The organism is Conyzicola lurida, from assembly GCF_014204935.1.
GTDB classification, from domain to species: Bacteria; Actinomycetota; Actinomycetes; order Actinomycetales; family Microbacteriaceae; genus Conyzicola; species Conyzicola lurida.
This window is the reverse complement of sequence record NZ_JACHMJ010000001.1, coordinates 3,460,922-3,478,990: the sequence shown is the minus strand read 5'-3', so window position 1 is coordinate 3,478,990 and position 18,069 is coordinate 3,460,922. Positions and strand designations below refer to the sequence as shown.

Genomic DNA, 18,069 nt, shown 5'->3' with positions numbered 1-18,069 from the left:
GTCACGGGTTCAGACTAGCTAAGAAAACGGCTCATAATGGCAAGATTAGGGGTACAGCCAAAATCATTTACCGCCTATTTACGCCACAAGTGGCGACTATGGCCCCCAAAGCGCCGGGGATTGTCCCCCAGCCGGAGGAAAAGCGACACCTCTGGGCGATGCGCGAAATACTTGTCACATGACGACTTCTCCGTTCTCCCCCAGCCTGCAACTCGCCGACGGCCGCGCCATCCCGCAGTTCGGACTCGGCGTCTACAAGGTGGACGATTCGCTTGCCGCCCACCTGGTCGAGGGCGCGATCGAGGCCGGATACCGGCACGTCGACACCGCCAAGCTCTACTTCAACGAGGCCGGCGTCGGTGCCGGCATCCGGGCATCCGGGGTACAACGCGAGGAGATATTTGTCACAACGAAGGTCTGGAACGACGACCAGGGATACGACGAGACCCTCCGGGCGTTCGACACCAGCCTCGAGCTCCTCGGGCTCGACTATGTCGACCTCTACCTGATCCACTGGCCGGCACCCGCCCAAGACCGCTACGTCGAGACCTGGCGCGCCCTCGAGACGCTGAAGGGCGAGGGTCGGGCGCGCTCGATCGGCGTCAGCAACTTCAACGCGCCACACCTCGACAAACTCCTTGCGAACGCGACCGAGACTCCGGTGATCAACCAGATCGAGTTGCAGCCGTGGCTGCAGCAGCACGAGCTGCGCGCGTACAACGCGGCCCACGGCATCCTCACCGAGGCCTGGTCCCCGCTCGCCCGCGGCCGGGTGCTCGACGACCCCACGCTCGCGGCCATCGGCGAAAAGCACGGCAAGACCCCCGCCCAGGTCGTGCTGCGCTGGCACGTCCAGTCGGGCGTCGCGGTGATTCCCAAGTCGAACTCGCTCGACCGCATCCGCGAGAACTCGCTGATCTTCGATTTCGAGTTGGATGCCGCGGACCTCGCCGCCATCGCCGCGTTGGAGACGGGCGAGCGTACCGGATCGGATCCGGACACGGTCGGCTGACTACGATCCGCCTAAGCGAGCAGCGCGGCCACGATCACGAGGATCGGCACCGAACCGATCGTCGTGATCAGCACGGTGTCGCGGGCGACGGCGACGCCGCGGTTGTAGCGCTGGGCGTAGACGAAAACGTTCTGCGCGGTGGGCAGCCCGGCGAGAACGACGACGGCGAACAGCTGCTCCTGGCCGAGGCCGAAGACGAAACGTCCGAACAGCCAGGCCACGACCGGCATCACCGCGAGCTTGACGAAGCTGGCAAGCAGGATGTCGCGGCGGCCGGATCCGGGCTCGAGCAGGCGCCGCCCGACCAGGGACATGCCGAAGGCGATGAGCACGAGCGGCACGGCCGCGGCACCGACGATGCGGAAGGGCTCCATGACCGCGGCCGGCAGTTCGAGTCCCGTGATGGAGACGATCACGCCGAGCACCGACGCGATGATGATCGGATTGCGCACCGGCTGCAGCAGGATGCGCTTCACCGACACCTTGCCGCTGGTGGTCACGTCGAGAATGCCGAGCGAGATCGGCGCGAGCACGAGCAGCTGGAAGAGCAGCACCGGCGCCGAGTACGCGGTGTCGCCGAGCACGTAGACAGCGACGGGGATTCCGATGTTGTTGGCGTTGACGTAGCCGGCCGCCATCGAGCCGATCACGGCCTCCGGCGCCTTGCGGCGGAAGATCAGCAGCGCGATTCCGGCGAACAGCAGGCAGGCGATGAGCGCGGTGATCGCCGAGATGAGGAACATCGACGAGAAGAGCGAGTGCACGTCGGCGTCGGCGAGCACCGTGAAGAGCAGCGCGGGGGAGAGCACGAAGAAGACGATGCGGCTGAGCACCTGCGGAGCGTGCTCGCCGAGGATGCCGATGCGACCGACGATGAACCCGATGAGGATTATCACGCCGATGATGGCAAAACCGATCAAGACCCCCGACACCTGTCCAGTATCGCCTAGCGTTGGGGCATGACCCACCTCGACGTCGCGGGCGCGACCCTCTACTACGAGACCGACGGCCACATCGGCAAGCCGGCAGTGCTGCTCATCCACGCGGGAATCGCCACCCTGCGCATGTGGGACCCGCAGGTCGAGGCCCTCGCCGCCGACCACTTCGTCATCCGGTTCGACACCCGCGGTTTCGGCGAGACGACGACCCAGAACGTCGAATATTCGAACCGGTCGGATGCCGCGTCCCTACTGGACCACCTCGGTGTCGAGTCGGCCACTCTGATCGGTTGTTCGCGGGGCGGGGGCATCGCGATCGATTTCGCCCTCGACGCACCGGAGCGCGTCAGCGGGCTGGTCACGATCGGTTCGGGCCCGAGCGGCTATCCGGGCACCGCGCTCACCGACCGCGAAGAGCAGCTGTTCACCGCCGTCGACGACGCGTACGAGGAGGGCGACCTCGACGGCGCCTTCCGGCTCGAGGCCGAGCTGTGGGGCGTCGGACCGACCCGCGAGCTGACCGACGTCGACCCGGAGTTCCTGCAGACCGCCTACGACCTCAACCTGGCCAACACCGGGCACGTGCTCGAGGCGCCGATCCCGGTCGGGCTCGAACCGCCCGCGTACGGACGGCTCGGCGAGATCGCCGTTCCCGCGCTCGTGATCGTCGGCGACAAGGACATCTCGGTAGCGCTGCAGCAGCAGGAGTATCTGGCGTCGGCCATCGTCGGCGCGGAGGGCGTGGTGATCGCGGACACCGCGCACCTGCCCAGCGTGGAGAAGCCCGCCGAGTTCACGGCGCTGGTGCTCGACTGGCTGGCGCGGCACCACCTCTGAGCGGGTTGACCTCGTCGAAACCCCGTCCGCACCATGGGATTTCGACAGGCTCACTCCGCCCTAGTTCAGCGACCGGTAGTACACGCGATCCGCCAGCTCGAAGTGCTCCGTCGCGTAACTCAGGCTCACCCGCGACATCCGCTTCGCATTCGCGGTTAAAAAGCCGGTCAGCAGGTCTCTGTCGACCCGCTTGCCGACCTCGCGCAGCATCCAGCCGACGGCCTTCTGAATCAGATCGTGCTGGTCATCGAGCAGCACCTCGGCCACTTCGAGCGTCGTCGACGCGTCGCCGTGCTTGATGAAGGCGAAGGTCGAGATCATCGCGATGCGCCGCTGCCAGACCACGCCGCTCTTCGCGAGACGCGCCAACTGGTCGCGCGGCCTGTCGTAGAGGTACTCGCCGAGGATGAACTCGGCCGAGGTGTCGACCAGGTCCCAGTTGTTGATGCGGCCGCGCCGCATGGCCGAGAGGTAGAACTCGACGAGACGTTCGCGCTCGGGCTCGTCGCCCGCCTTGCTCGCCCGTTGGAACTGCCCGACCATCACGACGAGAGCGGCAAACCGGTGCTCGTGGATCGCGCTGTCGAGCAGGTCGTTGAGGTCGGCCGGCGAGAGGTCGGCGAAGTCCTTCGCCACGAGCCGGATCGTCGGCACCCGGACCCCGATGAAGCGGTCGCCCGCGCCGTACTGCCCTTTGCCGGTCTTGAAGAACCTCTGCAGTTTCTGGGCCTCGTCGCGGCTGGCCACCGCGGCGAGCGCCGCCTCGAGTTCGCGCGCCGTAGACATGTGTGAAGTGTAGGCGGCGTGCGCGACACACGCGGGATGACGGTTTCGTGCGGATATTGGGGTCGCTGGTGCAATTTTCCCGCGTGAGACACAATCAACCGCGAATGCTCCGTCGTTAGGCTCGAATCAGGCGCTCTATCCGTGCGCCGCTCGTCACACGCTCACGCGGATCGGAGGTTCACCCATGTCCAACACCACGATGTCCAGCACCGCCATCGTCGGAGAACCCGAGGTTGTGGAGGACGCCTCCTGGCTGAACCTCAAGCACGCGGCATCCGCTCTTCAACTTCTCCAGATTCAGGACGGCAGCGTGCCAGACGCGGGCGACCACGACGCGGCACGCGGGTACGTCGCGACGATCGTGCGCGAGATCCTGAGTTTCCGCACCGAACTGCCGCACGACGCGGCCTACCTCGGCGCGGCCTCGGTCGACTTCGAGCGGTGGGCGTCCGAGGGATTCGGCGTGCCCGACTTCCTCGACTCGCTGCAGGCGTTCCAGCCGCAGCTCGACCGCGTCGACGGCCTACGCCACCTCGTCGTGTTCCCGATGTACACGCAGAACGGCTCGACCAGCCGCCTCGTCGAGGCCGTGCTCATCGAGGTCATCTGGCCGGAGTTCGTCGGCGAGCTCGAGGCGGGGGAGTACTCGAACAAGCTGTTCGTGCCCGTACGCTTCGTCGACTTCACGCCGGGCTACGACACCAACTCGGCCGTGCTGTTCCCCGAGAGCGTCGCGATGCGCGAGGTGCCCACCTTCACCTGGGGTGCGATCTTCGCCGACCGCGAGGCGGCCCGATTCCGCCGGGTCGTGCGGGCAGCATCCGAGATCACCAAGCTCGAGCTGCCGGATGACGCGGCGAGACTGCTCGACGACCAGCAACTCACCGAGCAGACGTTCGTGATGTGGGATCTGATCCACGACCGCACGCACATGCGCGGCGACCTGCCCTTCGACCCGTTCATGATCAAACAGCGCATGCCGTACTTCCTGTACTCGCTCGAGGAGCTGCGCTGCGATCTGACGGCGTTCCGCGAGGCCGTCACGGTGTCGCGCGACGACGACGCCGACCCGGTGGCCCGCGACCGCGCGAAGCTCGTGCAGTACGCGGTGATCTTCGACCGCATCTTCCGGTTCGCGATCACCGGCAGCCGGGTGCGCAACTACGACGGACTCGGCGGCCAGCTGCTGTTCGCGTGGATGCACCAGCACCACGTGCTGCACTGGACCGACACCGCGCTCACGATCGACTGGGACGAGGTCCCCGAGGTCGTCATCGCACTCTCCGACGCGATCAACGACCTGTACTGGAAGTCGATCGACCGTCCGAAGGTGGCTCACTGGCTCGCCGCGTACGATCTCGTCGCGTCGACGCTGACCCCGCACCCGGCCTCGCGCTGGGCGGTGCGCGACCTGCCGCTCGACGGCCCGCCCCGCGGGTACACCGACGCGGTGATGGACGACGAGTTCCCGCTCTCGATGTTCTACGAGGCGCTCTCCAAGAAGATGACCGCCGTGATCGAGTCGACGGCGGGGATCACGGCTTAGGGCTCAGGCGGGTTGAGCCTGTCGAAACCCCGGGTTTCGACGGGCTCAATCCGCTGGCGGTTCGCCGTTCCCCCGCGAGACGGATGCCCCGCCCCACCCGCCTCGGTAGCGTTGACCCGTGACTGACGACTGGCTGCGCCCCCGACCGGGCCGCGAGGGGTACCGTCGTGACGCCATCGGCGTCGCGGCACTCGCGGTCGGCACCATCGTGAGCGCGCTGCTGCACGCGCGTTCGGGCTACTTCACCGACCTCGACGTCGACCCGCAGCTGCACCCCGCGCCGATCTGGCTCAGCGCGCTCATGATCCTCGCGCTCACCGTCCCGCTGGCCTGGCGCCGCCGTTACCCCGAGATCGTGGCGGTCGTCGTCTCCGTCGCCTTCTTCCTCGCCCCCACTTTCCGGGTGCCCGAGGCGCTGTTCGGCAGCATCACGCTCTTCATCGCGATCTATTCCGTCGGCGCGTGGAGCCGGCACCGCCGCGCCGCGACGATCACCCGGGTGCTGATCATCGTCGGCATGTTCGTCTGGATCGGCGTGCAGCTGCTGCTCACCGTGAACGACCCCGACACCCTGCCCGGCTTCTCCCGCTCCGGCGTCTTCAGCGCGTTCGCCTCCTACGCGGTCATCAACGTGCTCACCAACCTGCTCTACTTCGGCGGCGCCTACTACTTCGGCGACTCCGCCTACCGCGGCGCCCGCTCCCGTGCCGAGCTCGAAGACCGCACGGAGGAGCTCGCCCAGGAGCGCGAGATCAGCGCGCACCAGGCCGTCGCCCTCGACCGGGTGCGCATCGCCCGCGAGCTGCACGACGTCGTGGCCCACCACGTGTCGGTCATGGGCGTGCAGGCCGGGGCGGCCCGTCGTGTGCTCGCGACCGACCCCGCGCAGGCGTCCGAGTCGCTCTCGACGATCGAGGCGAGCGCGCGGCAGGCCGTCGACGAACTGCACCGCCTGCTCACCACCCTGAGAGACAACGACACGGATGCCGCGAGCAGCAGTTCCTCGACACGGGGGGTCGACCAGCTGCCCGACCTCGTCGAGGAGACCAGCGCCGCCGGCATCCCCGCCACCCTGCACGTGGTCGGCGACGCCCGCCCCGTGCCGACCCTCGTCGGGTTCACCGTCTACCGGGTGGCGCAGGAAGCACTCACCAACGTGCGCAAGCACGGGGGAGGACGGGCGACCGTCGACGTGCGCCTGCGCTACCTCGCCGACGGCGTCGAGCTCGAGGTCGCCGACACCGGCGTGGGCCGCGGACTGACCTCGAGCGGCACCGGACTCGGCCACGTCGGCATGCGCGAGCGTCTCGCCGCGGTCGGCGGCGAGCTCGAGGTCGGTCCGCGTGCCCGCGGCGGCTATCTCGTGCGCGCCCGCATCGCCCCCCGAATCACCGAGTCCACCGAGGCAGCCTCATGACCACCGTCCTGCTCGTCGACGACCAGGAGCTGGTGCGCGCCGGCTTCCGCATCATCCTGAACAGCGAGCCGGGAATCGAGGTCGTCGGCGAAGCGTCCAACGGCACCGACGGCATCCGGCTCGCCCTCGAACTCGAACCCGACGTGATCTGCATGGACGTGCAGATGCCCGGCACGGACGGCCTCGCCGCCACCCGTGCGATCGTCGCCGACCCCGCGAACACCAGCCGCGTGCTGATCCTCACCACGTTCGACCGCGACGACTACCTGTTCGAGGCGCTGAGCGCGGGTGCGAGCGGGTTCCTGCTCAAGACCGCGAGTCCCGAGAACCTGGTCGAGGCAGTGCAGGTGCTCGCCCGGGGCGACGCACTGCTCTCGCCGAGCGTCACCCGGCGTGTGATCGAGCGGTTCGGCGCCACGACCTCGCCGGTCGCGACGCTCCCCGACCGCGCGGTGCTGCCCGACCTGACCGACCGCGAGACCGAGGTCCTCGCCCTCATCGCCCAGGGCAAGTCGAACGCCGAGATCGCGATCGCCCTCTACGTGGGCGAGGCGACGGTCAAGACCCACGTCTCGAACGTACTGACCAAGCTAGGAGTGCGCGACCGCATCCAGGCGGTCGTCTACGCCTACGAGCACGGCTTCGCGGTGCGCGGCGGCACGACTCCCCCCAGCGGCTGAGGAATTAAACCCGTCACCCGACGGATGCCGCGGCGCACCGCTCCTCCGTAGCGTGGTCACCGAACATGGGAGGTTTTAGATGCTCGAGCTCCACTCGATCAATCGGTCGTTCGGCGACCGGCGCGTTCTGCGCGACGTGTCGTTCACGGTCGCCGGAGGCCGCATGACCGGCTTCGTCGGCGGCAACGGCGCCGGAAAGACCACGACGATGCGCGTCATCCTCGGCGTCCTCGCCGCGGACTCCGGCACGGTCACCCTCGACGGTGCGCCGCTCACCGCCGAGCAGCGCACCCGCTTCGGCTACATGCCGGAGGAGCGTGGCCTGTACCCCAAGATGAAGATCGCCGAGCAGATCGTGTACCTCGGCCGCCTGCACGGCATGAGCCAGACGCAGGCGAAGCAGAACACGGAGAGCCTGCTCGAGCGCCTCGGCCTCGGCGAGCGCGTCGACGACACCGTCGAGAGCCTCTCGCTCGGCAACCAGCAGCGCGCGCAGATCGCCGCGGCACTCGTGCACGACCCCGAGGTTCTCGTGCTCGACGAACCGTTCTCGGGCCTCGACCCGATCGCGGTCGAGGTCGTGCTCAACGTGCTCAAGGACTTCGCCGCCACCGGCGCCCCGGTCATCTTCTCCTCGCACCAGCTCGACATCGTCGAACGCCTCTGCGACGACCTCGTCGTCATCGCCGACGGCGAGATCCGGGCGAGCGGTTCCCGCGAGGGCATCCGTGCCGCGCACACGCTGCCGCGCTACGAGATCCAGCTCGGCGGCGACGCCGGCTGGCTCCGGGACGAAGCGGGCGTCACCGTTCTCGACTTCGACGGCGGCTACTCGCTGTTCGACGTCGACACCGACGAGACCGCGCAGCGGGTGCTGCAGCGCGCCATCGCCACCAGCACCGTCGAGCGGTTCGCGCCGCAACTCCCCTCGCTTTCCCAGATCTTCAAGGAGGTCATCCAGTGAGCACCACCGGCACGCACTACTCCAGGCCCGCCACACTGCCCGCCATCTGGCTCGTCGCCGAGCGCGAGATCCGCATGCGCCTTCGCAGCAAGGCGTTCCTGATCTCCACCGGCATCCTGCTGCTCCTCGTTCTCGGCTCGATCGTCGCCGGGGGAATCCTCGGCGCGAACCAGTCGCTGCCGTCCGTGGCGGCCGTCGGCTCCGCGGTCACGACGGTCGAGGCGACCGACGCGTTCGAGGTCACCGAGGCCGATTCGGTCGACGAGGCCGAGGCGCTGGTGCGCGACGGTTCGGTCGACGCCGCGGTCGTGCCTTCGGAGGGACAGCTGGGGCTCACCGTGATCGGTCTCGACGAGGCGCCCTCGGGCGTCGTCGCGGCTCTCAGCGAGGCCCCGCAGGTGCTGCTGCTCGACCCGAGCGACCAGAACCCCGGCATCGTCTACCTCGTCGCCCTCGCGTTCGGCATCATCTTCTTCTCGTCGGCGCTGACCTTCGGACAGCTGATCGCGCAGAGCGTGGTGGAGGAGAAGCAGACCCGCATCGTCGAGATCCTGATGGCGACGGTGCCGGTACGGGTGCTGCTCGCCGGCAAGGTCGTCGGCAACAGCCTGCTCGCCTTCGGCCAGATCGTGTTGATCGCGCTGTTCGCCGGCGTCGGGCTGTTGGCGACGGGACAGGACATCCTGCTCGCCGAGGTCGGACCCTCGATCGTCTGGTTCCTGGTCTTCTTCGTCATCGGCTTCGTGATGCTCGCCGCCATGTTCGCGGCCGCCGGCGCGCTCGTCTCGCGTCAGGAGGACATGGGCGGCGCGATCACGCCCATCACGATGCTGATCATGGTGCCGTACTTCCTCGTCATCTTCTTCTACGACAACCCGCTCGTGCTCGGCATCATGTCGTACGTGCCGTTCTCGGCGCCGATCGGGATGCCGCTGCGGGTCTTCCTCGGACTTGCCGAGTGGTGGGAGCCGCTGGTGTCCCTCGTCATCCTCGTCGTGTCGACGCTGGCGATCATCGCGATCGGATCACGCATCTACGAGAACGGGCTGCTGCGCATGGGCGCGCCGGTCAAGCTCAAGGACGCGCTGAAGTCGGCGGCGTAAGGCTCTCACCGGTGGTTGAGTGGGCCGCCCGCCGCTACTCGACCACCGGTTTCGTCCTGAGACAATAGACACGTGACCCAACTCCACGATCTCGATTCCCGCGGCTTCGCTTCCGACAACTACGCGGGGGTCCTCCCCGAGGTGCTGGCCGCGATCGCCGACGCCAACGGCGGACACCAGGTCGCGTACGGCGGCGACGTCTATACCGCCCGCCTCCAGGAGGTCATGAAGTCGCACTTCGGCGACCAGGCCGAGGCGTTCCCGGTGTTCAACGGCACCGGCGCCAACGTCACCGCGCTCACCTCGCTGCTGCCGCGCTGGGGCGCCGTCGTCTCGGCGAAGACCGCGCACATCAACACGGACGAGGGCGGAGCGCCCGAGCGGGTCAGCGGCCTCAAGCTACTCACGGTCGAGGCGCCCGACGGCAAGCTCACCCCTGAGCTCATCGACCTCGAGGCCTGGGGATGGGGCGACGAACACCGCGCCCAGCCGCTCGCCGTGAGCATCACCAACACCACTGAGCTCGGCACCCTGTACACGGTCGACGAGATCCGTGCCATCACCGACCACGCGCACTCGCTCGGCATGAGCGTGCACCTCGACGGTGCGCGCATCTCCAACGCCGCGGCCGCCCTCGGGGTTCCGTTGCGCGATTTCACCACCGACGCCGGCATCGACATCCTGAGCTTCGGCGGTACCAAGAACGGACTGCTCTACGGCGAGGCCGTCGTGGTGCTGAACCCCGAGGTGTCCGACGGGATCGTCTACCTGCGCAAGCTCTCGATGCAGCTCGCGTCGAAGATGCGCTTCGTCTCGGCGCAGCTCATCGCGCTGCTCGACGACGACCTCTACTTGCGCACGGCCGGCCACGCCAATGCCATGGCCGCGCGGCTGCGTTCTTCGCTCGAGGCGGCCATCGCGAGCGGCGCCATCAGCGGACTCTCGTTCAGCCAGCCGACCGAGGCCAACGCGGTCTTCGCGAAGCTGCCCGCGGGAGTCGCCGACCGCCTGCGCGAGTCCTTCCGTTTCTACGATTGGGATGCCGCGGCGAACGAGGTGCGCTGGATGGCGTCGTTCGACACCACCGAGGCCGACATCGACGCCTTCGTCGCCGCGATCACTCGCGAGCTCGCCGTCTAACCGCTGACTTATCCACGGTCCTGTCCACCACAGGGCCGGATGCCGCTTTTCTTCTCCACTCCGCCCCACAGCGGGGTCGGTCGGCAGCAAGCTCGAGGACTCGATGCAGACGCAATTCGGGGCCAGATTCGACCGACGTGCGATTCACCGCCGTCGATGCGCGGTTCGACGCGGTCGACGTCCGGTTCGACGCGGTCAAGCAGCAGATCGACGGTCTCGACCGCGACGTGCAGGTGCTCGTCCGGCGCACGTTCGGCGACGACCCGACCTAGTCCGTCGTGTAGACGGGGCCGGACCGCCGCCGCGCGACAGTTAGACCTGCACCTTGGTGACGCTGAGGCCGTCGTCGTCGGAGGCGAGGTCGACCAGTACCGTGTCGCCGTCGCGGATGTCGCCCGACAGCAGCGACCGCGCGAGCTTGTCGTCGATCTCGTGCTGCATGAGGCGACGCAGCGGCCGCGCGCCGTAGATCGGGTCGTACCCGCGCTCGGCGAGCCAGAGCCGCGCGTTCGGCGTGACCGCGAGCTCGAGGCGGCGGTCGCCGAGGCGGCGGCTCAGCCGGTCGACGTACAGCTCGACGATCTGCGCCAGCTCGTTCTCCGACAGCGGCGAGAACACCACGATGTCGTCGAGCCGGTTGAGGAACTCCGGCTTGAACGACTTGCGCACCAGTTCCTGCACGGCCTGGTACTTGGTGTCCCAGTCGAGCGTCTGGTCGACGAGGTACTGGCTGCCCAGGTTGCTGGTGAGAATGAGGATCACGTTGCGGAAGTCGACCGTGCGGCCCTGGCCGTCGGTCAGCCGTCCGTCGTCGAGCACCTGCAGCAGCAGGTCGAAGACCTCGGGGTGCGCTTTCTCGACCTCGTCGAGCAGGATCACCGAGTACGGGCGGCGGCGCACGGCCTCGGTCAGCTGTCCGCCCTGTTCGTAGCCGATGTACCCGGGAGGGGCACCGACCAGCCGCGAGACCGAGAACTTCTCGCCGTACTCGCTCATGTCGATGCGCACGAGGGCCTTCTCGTCGTCGAACAGGTACTCGGCGAGGGCCTTCGCGAGTTCGGTCTTGCCGACGCCCGTGGGGCCGAGGAACATAAACGTGCCGGTCGGACGGTCGGGGTCGGAGACGCCGGCACGGGTGCGCCGCACGGCCTCGCTGACCGCGCGCACGGCGTCCTTCTGGCCGATCAGGCGCTTGCCCAGCTCACCCTCGAGGCTCAGCAGCCGCTCGGTCTCGCCCTGCAGCAGCTTGCCGACGGGAACACCGGTCCACGCGGCGATGACCTCGGCGATGTCCTCCGCGGTGACCTGCTCGCTCACCATGCGGGGTCCGCCGGCTTCGGCCTTCTCGGCCTCGTCGAGCGCGCGCTTCACCTCGGGGATCTCGCCGTAGAGCAGCCGGGACGCGCGCTCGAGGTTGCCCTCGCGCTGGGCGCGTTCCGACTCGGTCTCGAGGTTGTCGAGGCGCTTCTTCAGCTCGCCGACGCGGTTGATCGAGGCGCGCTCCTTCTCCCAGCGGGCCTGGAGCCCCTTGAGGGTGCCCTCCCGGTCGCGGAGATCGGCTCGCAGCTTTTCAAGACGGGCCTTGGACGCGTCATCCTTCTCACGCTTGAGCGCGAGTTCTTCGAGCTTGAGCCGGTCGACGCTGCGACGCAGCTCGTCGATCTCGACGGGGGAGGAGTCGATCTCCATGCGCAGACGCGACGCGGCCTCGTCGATCAGGTCGATCGCCTTGTCGGGCAGCTTGCGGCCCGAGATGTAGCGGTTCGACAGGGCGGCCGCGGCGACGAGCGCACCGTCTTCGATCGTGATCTGGTGGTGTGCCTCGTACCGGCCGCGCAGTCCGCGGAGGATCGCGATGGTGTCTTCCACGCTCGGCTCGCCGACGAACACCTGCTGGAAGCGTCGCTCGAGAGCGGCGTCCTTCTCGATGTACTGGCGGTACTCGTCGAGCGTCGTGGCGCCGATGAGGCGCAGCTCGCCGCGCGCCAGCATGGGCTTGAGCATGTTCGACGCGGCTACGGAGCCTTCGCCGCCGCCCGCACCCATGAGCGTGTGCAGTTCGTCGATGAAGGTGATGATCTCGCCGTCGGCCTGGTTGATCTCGGTGAGCACCGCCTTGAGGCGCTCCTCGAACTCGCCGCGGTACTTGGCGCCGGCCACGAGGGCGGCGAGGTCGAGCGACACCAGCCGCTTGCCCTTGAGCGAGTCGGCGACGTCGCCGGCGACGATGCGCTGCGCGAGACCCTCGACGACGGCGGTCTTGCCGACGCCGGGCTCGCCGATGAGCACGGGGTTGTTCTTGGTGCGACGGGTGAGCACCTGGCTGACGCGGCGGATCTCCGCGTCACGCCCGATTACGGGGTCGAGCTTTCCACTGCGGGCGATCGCCGTGAGGTCGACGCCGTATCGTTCGAGCGCCGTCTTCTGATCGTCGTCGGTGCCGGGTGCACCTTGGAGGTTGGCCATGATTCCTGCGCTTTCAATCAGGTCTCGGTGAGGGGTTTCTCGGCTAGGGTGACCGTGAATTTGTCGTTACGGCTAATGGGTGTCGTCGGCCCGACCATGCGGCCCATCTCCGCGCGGTAGGCAAGGTGGGTGTTGTAGACGGCCCAGAGTTGGCCGCCGGGCTTGAGTACGCGGTAGACGTCGGACAGCAGGTTGATCGCCGCGCCCGCGTGCACCGCGCCGCCGATGTGGAACGGCGGGTTGACCACGATCACGTCGGCGCTCTCGTCGGGCTGGCTGGACAGCCCGTCGTCTCGGACGACGGTCACCTGCGACTGCAGGTCGTTGGCTTCCATCGTTGCAGTGGCGGATGCCACGGCAGACGCCGACTGGTCGGTGGCGATGACGCGCAGCCCGGGCCGGGTCTTCGCGAGCGTCGCCGCGAGGATGCCGGTACCCGCGCCCAGGTCGATCGCGGTCGTGGCGTTCGGGTCGACCTGGTCGAGCACGGCGAGCAGTGCCCGCGTGCCGATGTCGACCTTGGTGCCGGCGAAGACCGACCCGGTGGCGACGACCCAGAGTCCGAGGTCCGAGTGGAACTGCTTGCGGCGCGCGGGGGCCTCCGTCTCGCGGGGCTCGCGAGCGATCAGGCCGCGCGACTTCTGCTGCGCGCGGGTCACGTCGACCCGGCCGAAGTAGCGGGCGAGCACCTCGTTCATGCCGAGGGTCATGTGCTTGATGCGGCCGGCCGAGTAGACGACGACCGACGGGTCGGCGAAGCGCGCGATCGCGTTCGCGATGTCGTCGAGCTCTTCGAGCGAGCGGGGGAGCTGGAGCAGCACGACGGTGGCACCGCTCAGCAGCGACTCGTCGAGCGCGTGGTTCTCGTAGGCGTCGCCGAGGTTCTCCTCGCGGGCGTTGAAGCCGAGCGCGAGTTCGCCGGAGAGCGCGTCCTGGTGCACCCGGATGCCGGTCAGCCCGTGGGCGTGGGCGGCGCCGATCGTGAGCGCTCCGTAGGAGTCGCCGATCACCGTGACCTGGCCGGGAGCTGCGGCGGCCAGCGCCTCCGCGGCTTCGGCGAGAATCAGCCGGTCGCTCGGGTCGTACGCGAAGAGGTTGGGCGCCTCGACGTCGGGGTAGCGACGGAGGACCTCGAAATCGAAGTCGCTCACGGGCGCCACACCACCAGTTCGTTGGCGCGGTGCGCGCGAGTGCCGGGGCGCAGCGACACGACGTCGCCGGCGGCTCCCGCCGCGAAGACGCGTCGCCCGGAGCGGTTCAGCAGCTCTTCGGCGAGCGCGTGCTCGAGTTCGTGCACACGACTGGACAGGGCAACCACCTGGTTTTCTAGCTCGAGGATGCGGCGGATGCCTTCGAGGTTGAGGCCTTCCGCCGAGAGTGCGGCGATCTCCCGTAACTGCACCACGTCGCGCATGGAATAGCGCCGCGACTTGCCGGCCGTCCGTCTCGGGCTGACGAGCCCGAGACGGTCGTACTGGCGCAGGGTCTGGGGATGCATCGCGGCGAGTTCCGCCGCGACGGCGATCGCGAAGACCGGGGAGTTCTCGTCGACCATCAGCCGCGTGCCTTCGCGAGCAGTTCGGCGCGGGGGTTCTCGTCGGGCATCGCGGCGGCGAACGCCTCGAGGCGGTCGCGCGCTTCCCCGCTGAGATGGCTCGGCACGGCGACCTGGACGGTCGCGAGCAGGTCGCCCACGCCCTTGGCCGTCGTCACGCCACGGCCCTTCACGCGCAGGGCGCGTCCGCTCGGGGTACCCGGTGCGACTTTGAGCCGCACGGGCTCTCCGCCGAGCGTGGGGACCTCGATCGTGGCGCCGAGGGTCGCCTCGACGAACGTGATCGGGACCTCGACCCGGAGGTTGAGGCCGTCGCGTTCGAACACCGGGTGGGTGCGCACGGTGACCGTCAGGACGAGGTCGCCGGGGGCACCGCCATCCGGACTCGGTTCGCCCTTGCCCTTGAGACGGATCTTCTGGCCGTCGCTGACGCCGGCCGGCACCTTGACGTTGATCGAGGCACCGCCCGCCGGCTGCAGCTTGATCGTCTCGCCACGGATAGCCGTGAGGAAGTCGAGCGTGGTGGTCGCGCTGAAGTCGCGACCCCGCGTCGGACCGCCCGCCCCGCGGAAGCCGCCGGTGGACGAACCGAAACCGGTGTCGCCGCCGCCGAACATCCCGCCGAGCAGATCCTCGAAGCTGGCACCGCCCTGCGCGCTTCCGCGCCGGGCGTTGGACTGGCCGAACATCCCGCCGAAGACGTCCTCGAAGCCGCCGCCCTGCTGCCCGGGGCGGCCGGGCGCGGTGAAGCGTGCTCCGGAACCCATGGCGCGGATCTGGTCGTACTCCTTGCGTGTCTCCGGGTCGGAGAGCACGGAGTTCGCTTCGCTGATCTCCTTGAACTTCGCCTCCGCCTTGGCATCGCCCGGGTTGGAGTCCGGGTGATACTGGCGGGCCAATTTGCGATAGGTCTTCTTCAGATCGGCCTGGGAGATGTCTTTCGACACTCCCAAGATCTTGTAGAAGTCCTTATCGAACCAGTCCTGGCTTGCCACGTGGTCTGCCTACTCGGGAACGGAGACCGCGACCTTGGCGGCGCGGATGAGGCGCTCGCCCAGGGCATAACCGGGGTCGATGACGTCGGCGACGGTCTGCTCGGTGGCACCGGGCGTCGGCAGCTGGACGACGGCCTCGTGGAAGTGCGGGTCGAAGACCTCGCCCTTCTCGCCGACCGAACGCAGACCGTAGCGCTCGAAAGCGGAACGGATCTTCGCCGCGACCAGCTCGAGGGGGCTGCCCTCGAGGTCGCCGTGCTTCTCGGCACGCGTGAGGTCGTCGATCGCCGGGAGCAGCGATCGGATGACCTCGGCGATGACCGATTCGCGGTTGGCGACGCGGTCGCGCTCCACGCGGGTGCGGAAGTTGACGAGCTCGGCCTGGGCGCGCAGCATGTCGCTGCGCATCTCGGAGACGAGGTCGACGGCCGCGAGGTCGAGCAGAGCGGCGTCTTCTTCGCTCAGCGACTCGGTCTCGACGGGGACGTCGACGACCTCGTCCGCCTCGACGACGACTTCTTCAGCCGGCGCGTCGGTCGTGGTCTCTTCGGACGACTCCGGGGTGCCGGAGGCCGTGGTGGCCTCCGGCTCCTGGTTGTCGTCCCGATCTCGCCCTGAGCCTGTCGAAGGGTTCTTTTTGTCGGGAGACATTCGCTACTACTTCTTGGTCTCGGGCTCGTCTTCGACGACCTCAGCATCGACGATGTCCTCGTCGTTGTTGGTGGTCGACGTCGGCTCGTCCTGAGCGTCGTCTGCCGCACCGGGAGCCGCGTTCGCGGTCTCGCTCTGCGCGTAGAGGGCCTCGCCGATCTTCGTCTGGCTCTCGGCGAGAGTGTCGAAGGCGGTCTTGACCGCTGCCTCGTCGTCTCCGGCGAGCGCCGTCTTGAGCGCGTCGACGTCGGCCTGGACCGAGGTCTTCACGTCGTCGGGCAGCTTGTCGGCGTTGTCGACGAGCAGCTTGTCGGTCGAGTAGGCGAGCTGCTCGGCAGTGTTGCGGATCTCGGCTGCCTCGCGGCGGGCCTTGTCCTCTGCGGCGTGCTCTTCACCCTCGCGAACCATGCGCTCGATGTCGTCCTTCGAGAGCGACGAGCCACCGGTGATGGTGATCGACTGCTCCTTGCCGGTTCCCTTGTCCTTCGCGTGGACCTGCACGATGCCGTTGGCGTCGATGTCGAAGGTCACCTCGACCTGCGGGATGCCGCGGGGAGCAGGTGCGATGCCCTGAAGCTCGAACGTTCCGAGGTTCTTGTTGTCGCGGGTGAAGTCGCGCTCGCCCTGGAAGACCTGGATCGCCACGGAGGGCTGGTTGTCGTCGGCCGTGGTGAAGGTCTCGCTGCGCTTGGTCGGGATGGCCGTGTTGCGCTCGATGAGCTTGGTCATGATGCCGCCCTTGGTCTCGATACCGAGGCTCAGGGGGGTGACGTCGATGAGCAGGACGTCCTTGCGCTCGCCCTTCAGCACACCGGCCTGGAGTGCGGCGCCGACGGCGACGACCTCGTCAGGGTTGACGCCCTTGTTCGGCTCCTTGCCGCCGGTCAGCGACTTGACGAGCTCGACAACGGCGGGCATGCGGGTGGAACCACCCACGAGGACGACGTGCGAGACATCGGCGACCGAGACACCGGCCTCCTTGATGACGTCGGTGAAGGGCTTGCGGGTGCGCTCGAGGAGGTCCTTGGTGAGCTCTTCGAACTTGGCGCGGGTCAGGGTCTCGTCGAGGTTGGCCGGGCCGTTCTCGGTGAGCGAGAGGTAGGGGAGCTGGATCGAGGTGGAGGTCGAGGAGGAGAGTTCCTTCTTGGCCTGCTCGGCGGCTTCCTTGAGGCGCTGCTTGGCGATCTTGTCGTTGGAGACGTCGACGCCGGTGGTCTCCTTGAACTTGGTGATCAGGTAGTCGACGACGCGCTGGTCCCAGTCGTCTCCACCGAGGCGGTTGTCACCGGCGGTCGAGCGAACCTGGATGGTGGAGAAGTCGTCGTCCTTGCCCACTTCGAGCAGCGAGACGTCGAAGGTTCCGCCACCGAGGTCGAAGACCAGGATGAGCTCGTCTTCCTTGCCCTTGTCGAGGCCGTAGGCGAGTGCCGCGGCGGTCGGCTCGTTGATGATGCGGAGGACGTTGAGGCCGGCGATCTCGCCGGCGTCCTTCGTGGCCTGGCGCTCGGCATCGTTGAAGTACGCGGGGACGGTGACGACCGCGTCGGTGACGGGCTCGCCGAGGTACTGCTCCGCGTCGCGCTTGAGCTTCGCGAGGATGCGGGCCGAGATCTCCTGCGGCGTGTACTTCTTGCCGTCGATGTCGACGGTCCAGTTGGTGCCCATGTGGCGCTTGACCGACGAGATGGTGCGGTCGACGTTGGTGACGTTCTGGCGCTTGGCGGTCTCGCCGACCAGCACGTCGTTGTCCTTCGTGAAGGCGACGACCGAGGGGGTCGTGCGGAATCCTTCCGCGTTGGCGATGACGGTGGGTTCTCCACCCTCGAGTACTGCGACGACCGAGTTGGTCGTTCCCAGGTCAATTCCTACTGCACGAGCCATGTGCTCTATCTCCTCCGTGTAAAGAATGTGTGCGGCCCGACCTAAGTTGAGCCGCGCTGTATCAAGTTTGAGACCGGTCCAAAACTTTGTCAAGTTGA

The 18,069-nt window shown here is 67.9% G+C and carries 17 protein-coding genes; 9 read left to right on the top strand and 8 right to left on the bottom strand.

All coding sequences use genetic code 11. The features are described from left to right. Window positions 1-178: 178 nt before the first annotated feature. Complete coding sequence (locus HD599_RS16955) at window positions 179-1,012, top strand: aldo/keto reductase (RefSeq protein WP_184239811.1); 834 nt, start codon at window positions 179-181, stop codon at window positions 1,010-1,012. Between the two features lie 11 nt (window positions 1,013-1,023). On the opposite strand, the gene HD599_RS16950 is transcribed toward HD599_RS16955, so the two are convergent. Further along, the gene (locus tag HD599_RS16950; RefSeq protein WP_184239809.1) at window positions 1,024-1,944 is read right to left on the bottom strand and encodes an AEC family transporter; all 921 of its coding nucleotides are present in this window, start codon (window positions 1,942-1,944) and stop codon (window positions 1,024-1,026) included. Window positions 1,945-1,971: 27 nt separating this feature from the next. On the opposite strand from HD599_RS16950, the gene HD599_RS16945 reads away from it, so the two are divergent. Further along, window positions 1,972-2,787 (top strand): alpha/beta fold hydrolase, encoded by an 816-nt coding sequence (locus HD599_RS16945; RefSeq protein WP_184239807.1) that lies wholly within the window; start codon window positions 1,972-1,974, stop codon window positions 2,785-2,787. A 60-nt stretch (window positions 2,788-2,847) separates the two neighbouring features. On the opposite strand, the gene HD599_RS16940 is transcribed toward HD599_RS16945, so the two are convergent. After that, a complete protein-coding gene (locus HD599_RS16940; protein WP_184239805.1) occupies window positions 2,848-3,573 on the bottom strand; it encodes a DNA alkylation repair protein in 726 nt (241 codons plus the stop codon). A gap of 184 nt (window positions 3,574-3,757) precedes the next feature. Between HD599_RS16940 and HD599_RS16935 the strand changes: the two genes are divergently transcribed. From HD599_RS16935 to HD599_RS18245, 7 genes are all read left to right on the top strand, one after another. Continuing rightward, window positions 3,758-5,119, top strand: a complete 1,362-nt coding sequence (locus tag HD599_RS16935) for a DUF6421 family protein (protein ID WP_246376219.1) — start codon at window positions 3,758-3,760, stop codon at window positions 5,117-5,119. A gap of 118 nt (window positions 5,120-5,237) precedes the next feature. After that, a complete protein-coding gene (locus HD599_RS16930) occupies window positions 5,238-6,536 on the top strand; it encodes a histidine kinase (protein ID WP_184239803.1) in 1,299 nt (432 codons plus the stop codon). Beyond that, window positions 6,533-7,216 carry a response regulator gene (locus HD599_RS16925; RefSeq protein WP_184239801.1) on the top strand — a complete coding sequence of 228 codons (684 nt, stop codon included), beginning with the start codon at window positions 6,533-6,535 and terminating at the stop codon, window positions 7,214-7,216. The genes HD599_RS16930 and HD599_RS16925 overlap by 4 nt, the downstream gene beginning before the upstream one ends. Before the next feature lie 79 nt (window positions 7,217-7,295). Beyond that, window positions 7,296-8,180, top strand: a complete 885-nt coding sequence (locus HD599_RS16920) for an ABC transporter ATP-binding protein (protein ID WP_184239799.1) — start codon at window positions 7,296-7,298, stop codon at window positions 8,178-8,180. Continuing rightward, complete coding sequence (locus HD599_RS16915; RefSeq protein WP_184239797.1) at window positions 8,177-9,283, top strand: ABC transporter permease; 1,107 nt, start codon at window positions 8,177-8,179, stop codon at window positions 9,281-9,283. The genes HD599_RS16920 and HD599_RS16915 overlap by 4 nt, the downstream gene beginning before the upstream one ends. A gap of 72 nt (window positions 9,284-9,355) precedes the next feature. Further along, window positions 9,356-10,423, top strand: a complete 1,068-nt coding sequence (locus HD599_RS16910) for a beta-eliminating lyase-related protein (protein ID WP_184239795.1) — start codon at window positions 9,356-9,358, stop codon at window positions 10,421-10,423. Window positions 10,424-10,560: 137 nt separating this feature from the next. Next, window positions 10,561-10,695, top strand: a complete 135-nt coding sequence (locus HD599_RS18245; protein ID WP_281381849.1) for a hypothetical protein — start codon at window positions 10,561-10,563, stop codon at window positions 10,693-10,695. Window positions 10,696-10,735: 40 nt separating this feature from the next. Here HD599_RS18245 and HD599_RS16905 read toward each other — a convergent pair whose 3' ends face one another. From HD599_RS16905 to dnaK, 6 genes are read right to left on the bottom strand one after another with little or no spacing between them, the layout of a single operon-like run. After that, a complete protein-coding gene (locus HD599_RS16905) occupies window positions 10,736-12,889 on the bottom strand; it encodes an ATP-dependent Clp protease ATP-binding subunit (protein WP_184239793.1) in 2,154 nt (717 codons plus the stop codon). 17 nt (window positions 12,890-12,906) lie between these two features. After that, the gene (locus HD599_RS16900) at window positions 12,907-14,040 is read right to left on the bottom strand and encodes a methyltransferase (RefSeq protein ID WP_184239791.1); all 1,134 of its coding nucleotides are present in this window, start codon (window positions 14,038-14,040) and stop codon (window positions 12,907-12,909) included. Further along, on the bottom strand, window positions 14,037-14,444 hold the full coding sequence (locus HD599_RS16895; RefSeq protein ID WP_184239789.1) for a heat shock protein transcriptional repressor HspR: 408 nt from the start codon (window positions 14,442-14,444) through the stop codon (window positions 14,037-14,039). Before HD599_RS16895 ends, HD599_RS16900 begins: the two co-directional genes overlap by 4 nt. Beyond that, window positions 14,444-15,439, bottom strand: coding sequence for a DnaJ C-terminal domain-containing protein (locus HD599_RS16890; RefSeq protein ID WP_184239787.1), 996 nt, complete (start codon window positions 15,437-15,439; stop codon window positions 14,444-14,446). Before HD599_RS16890 ends, HD599_RS16895 begins: the two co-directional genes overlap by 1 nt. Window positions 15,440-15,448: 9 nt before the next feature. Further along, window positions 15,449-16,090, bottom strand: coding sequence for a nucleotide exchange factor GrpE (locus HD599_RS16885; protein WP_246376218.1), 642 nt, complete (start codon window positions 16,088-16,090; stop codon window positions 15,449-15,451). Window positions 16,091-16,096: 6 nt separating this feature from the next. Then, window positions 16,097-17,971, bottom strand: a complete 1,875-nt coding sequence (dnaK, locus tag HD599_RS16880; protein WP_184239779.1) for a molecular chaperone DnaK — start codon at window positions 17,969-17,971, stop codon at window positions 16,097-16,099. Window positions 17,972-18,069 lie beyond the last annotated feature (98 nt).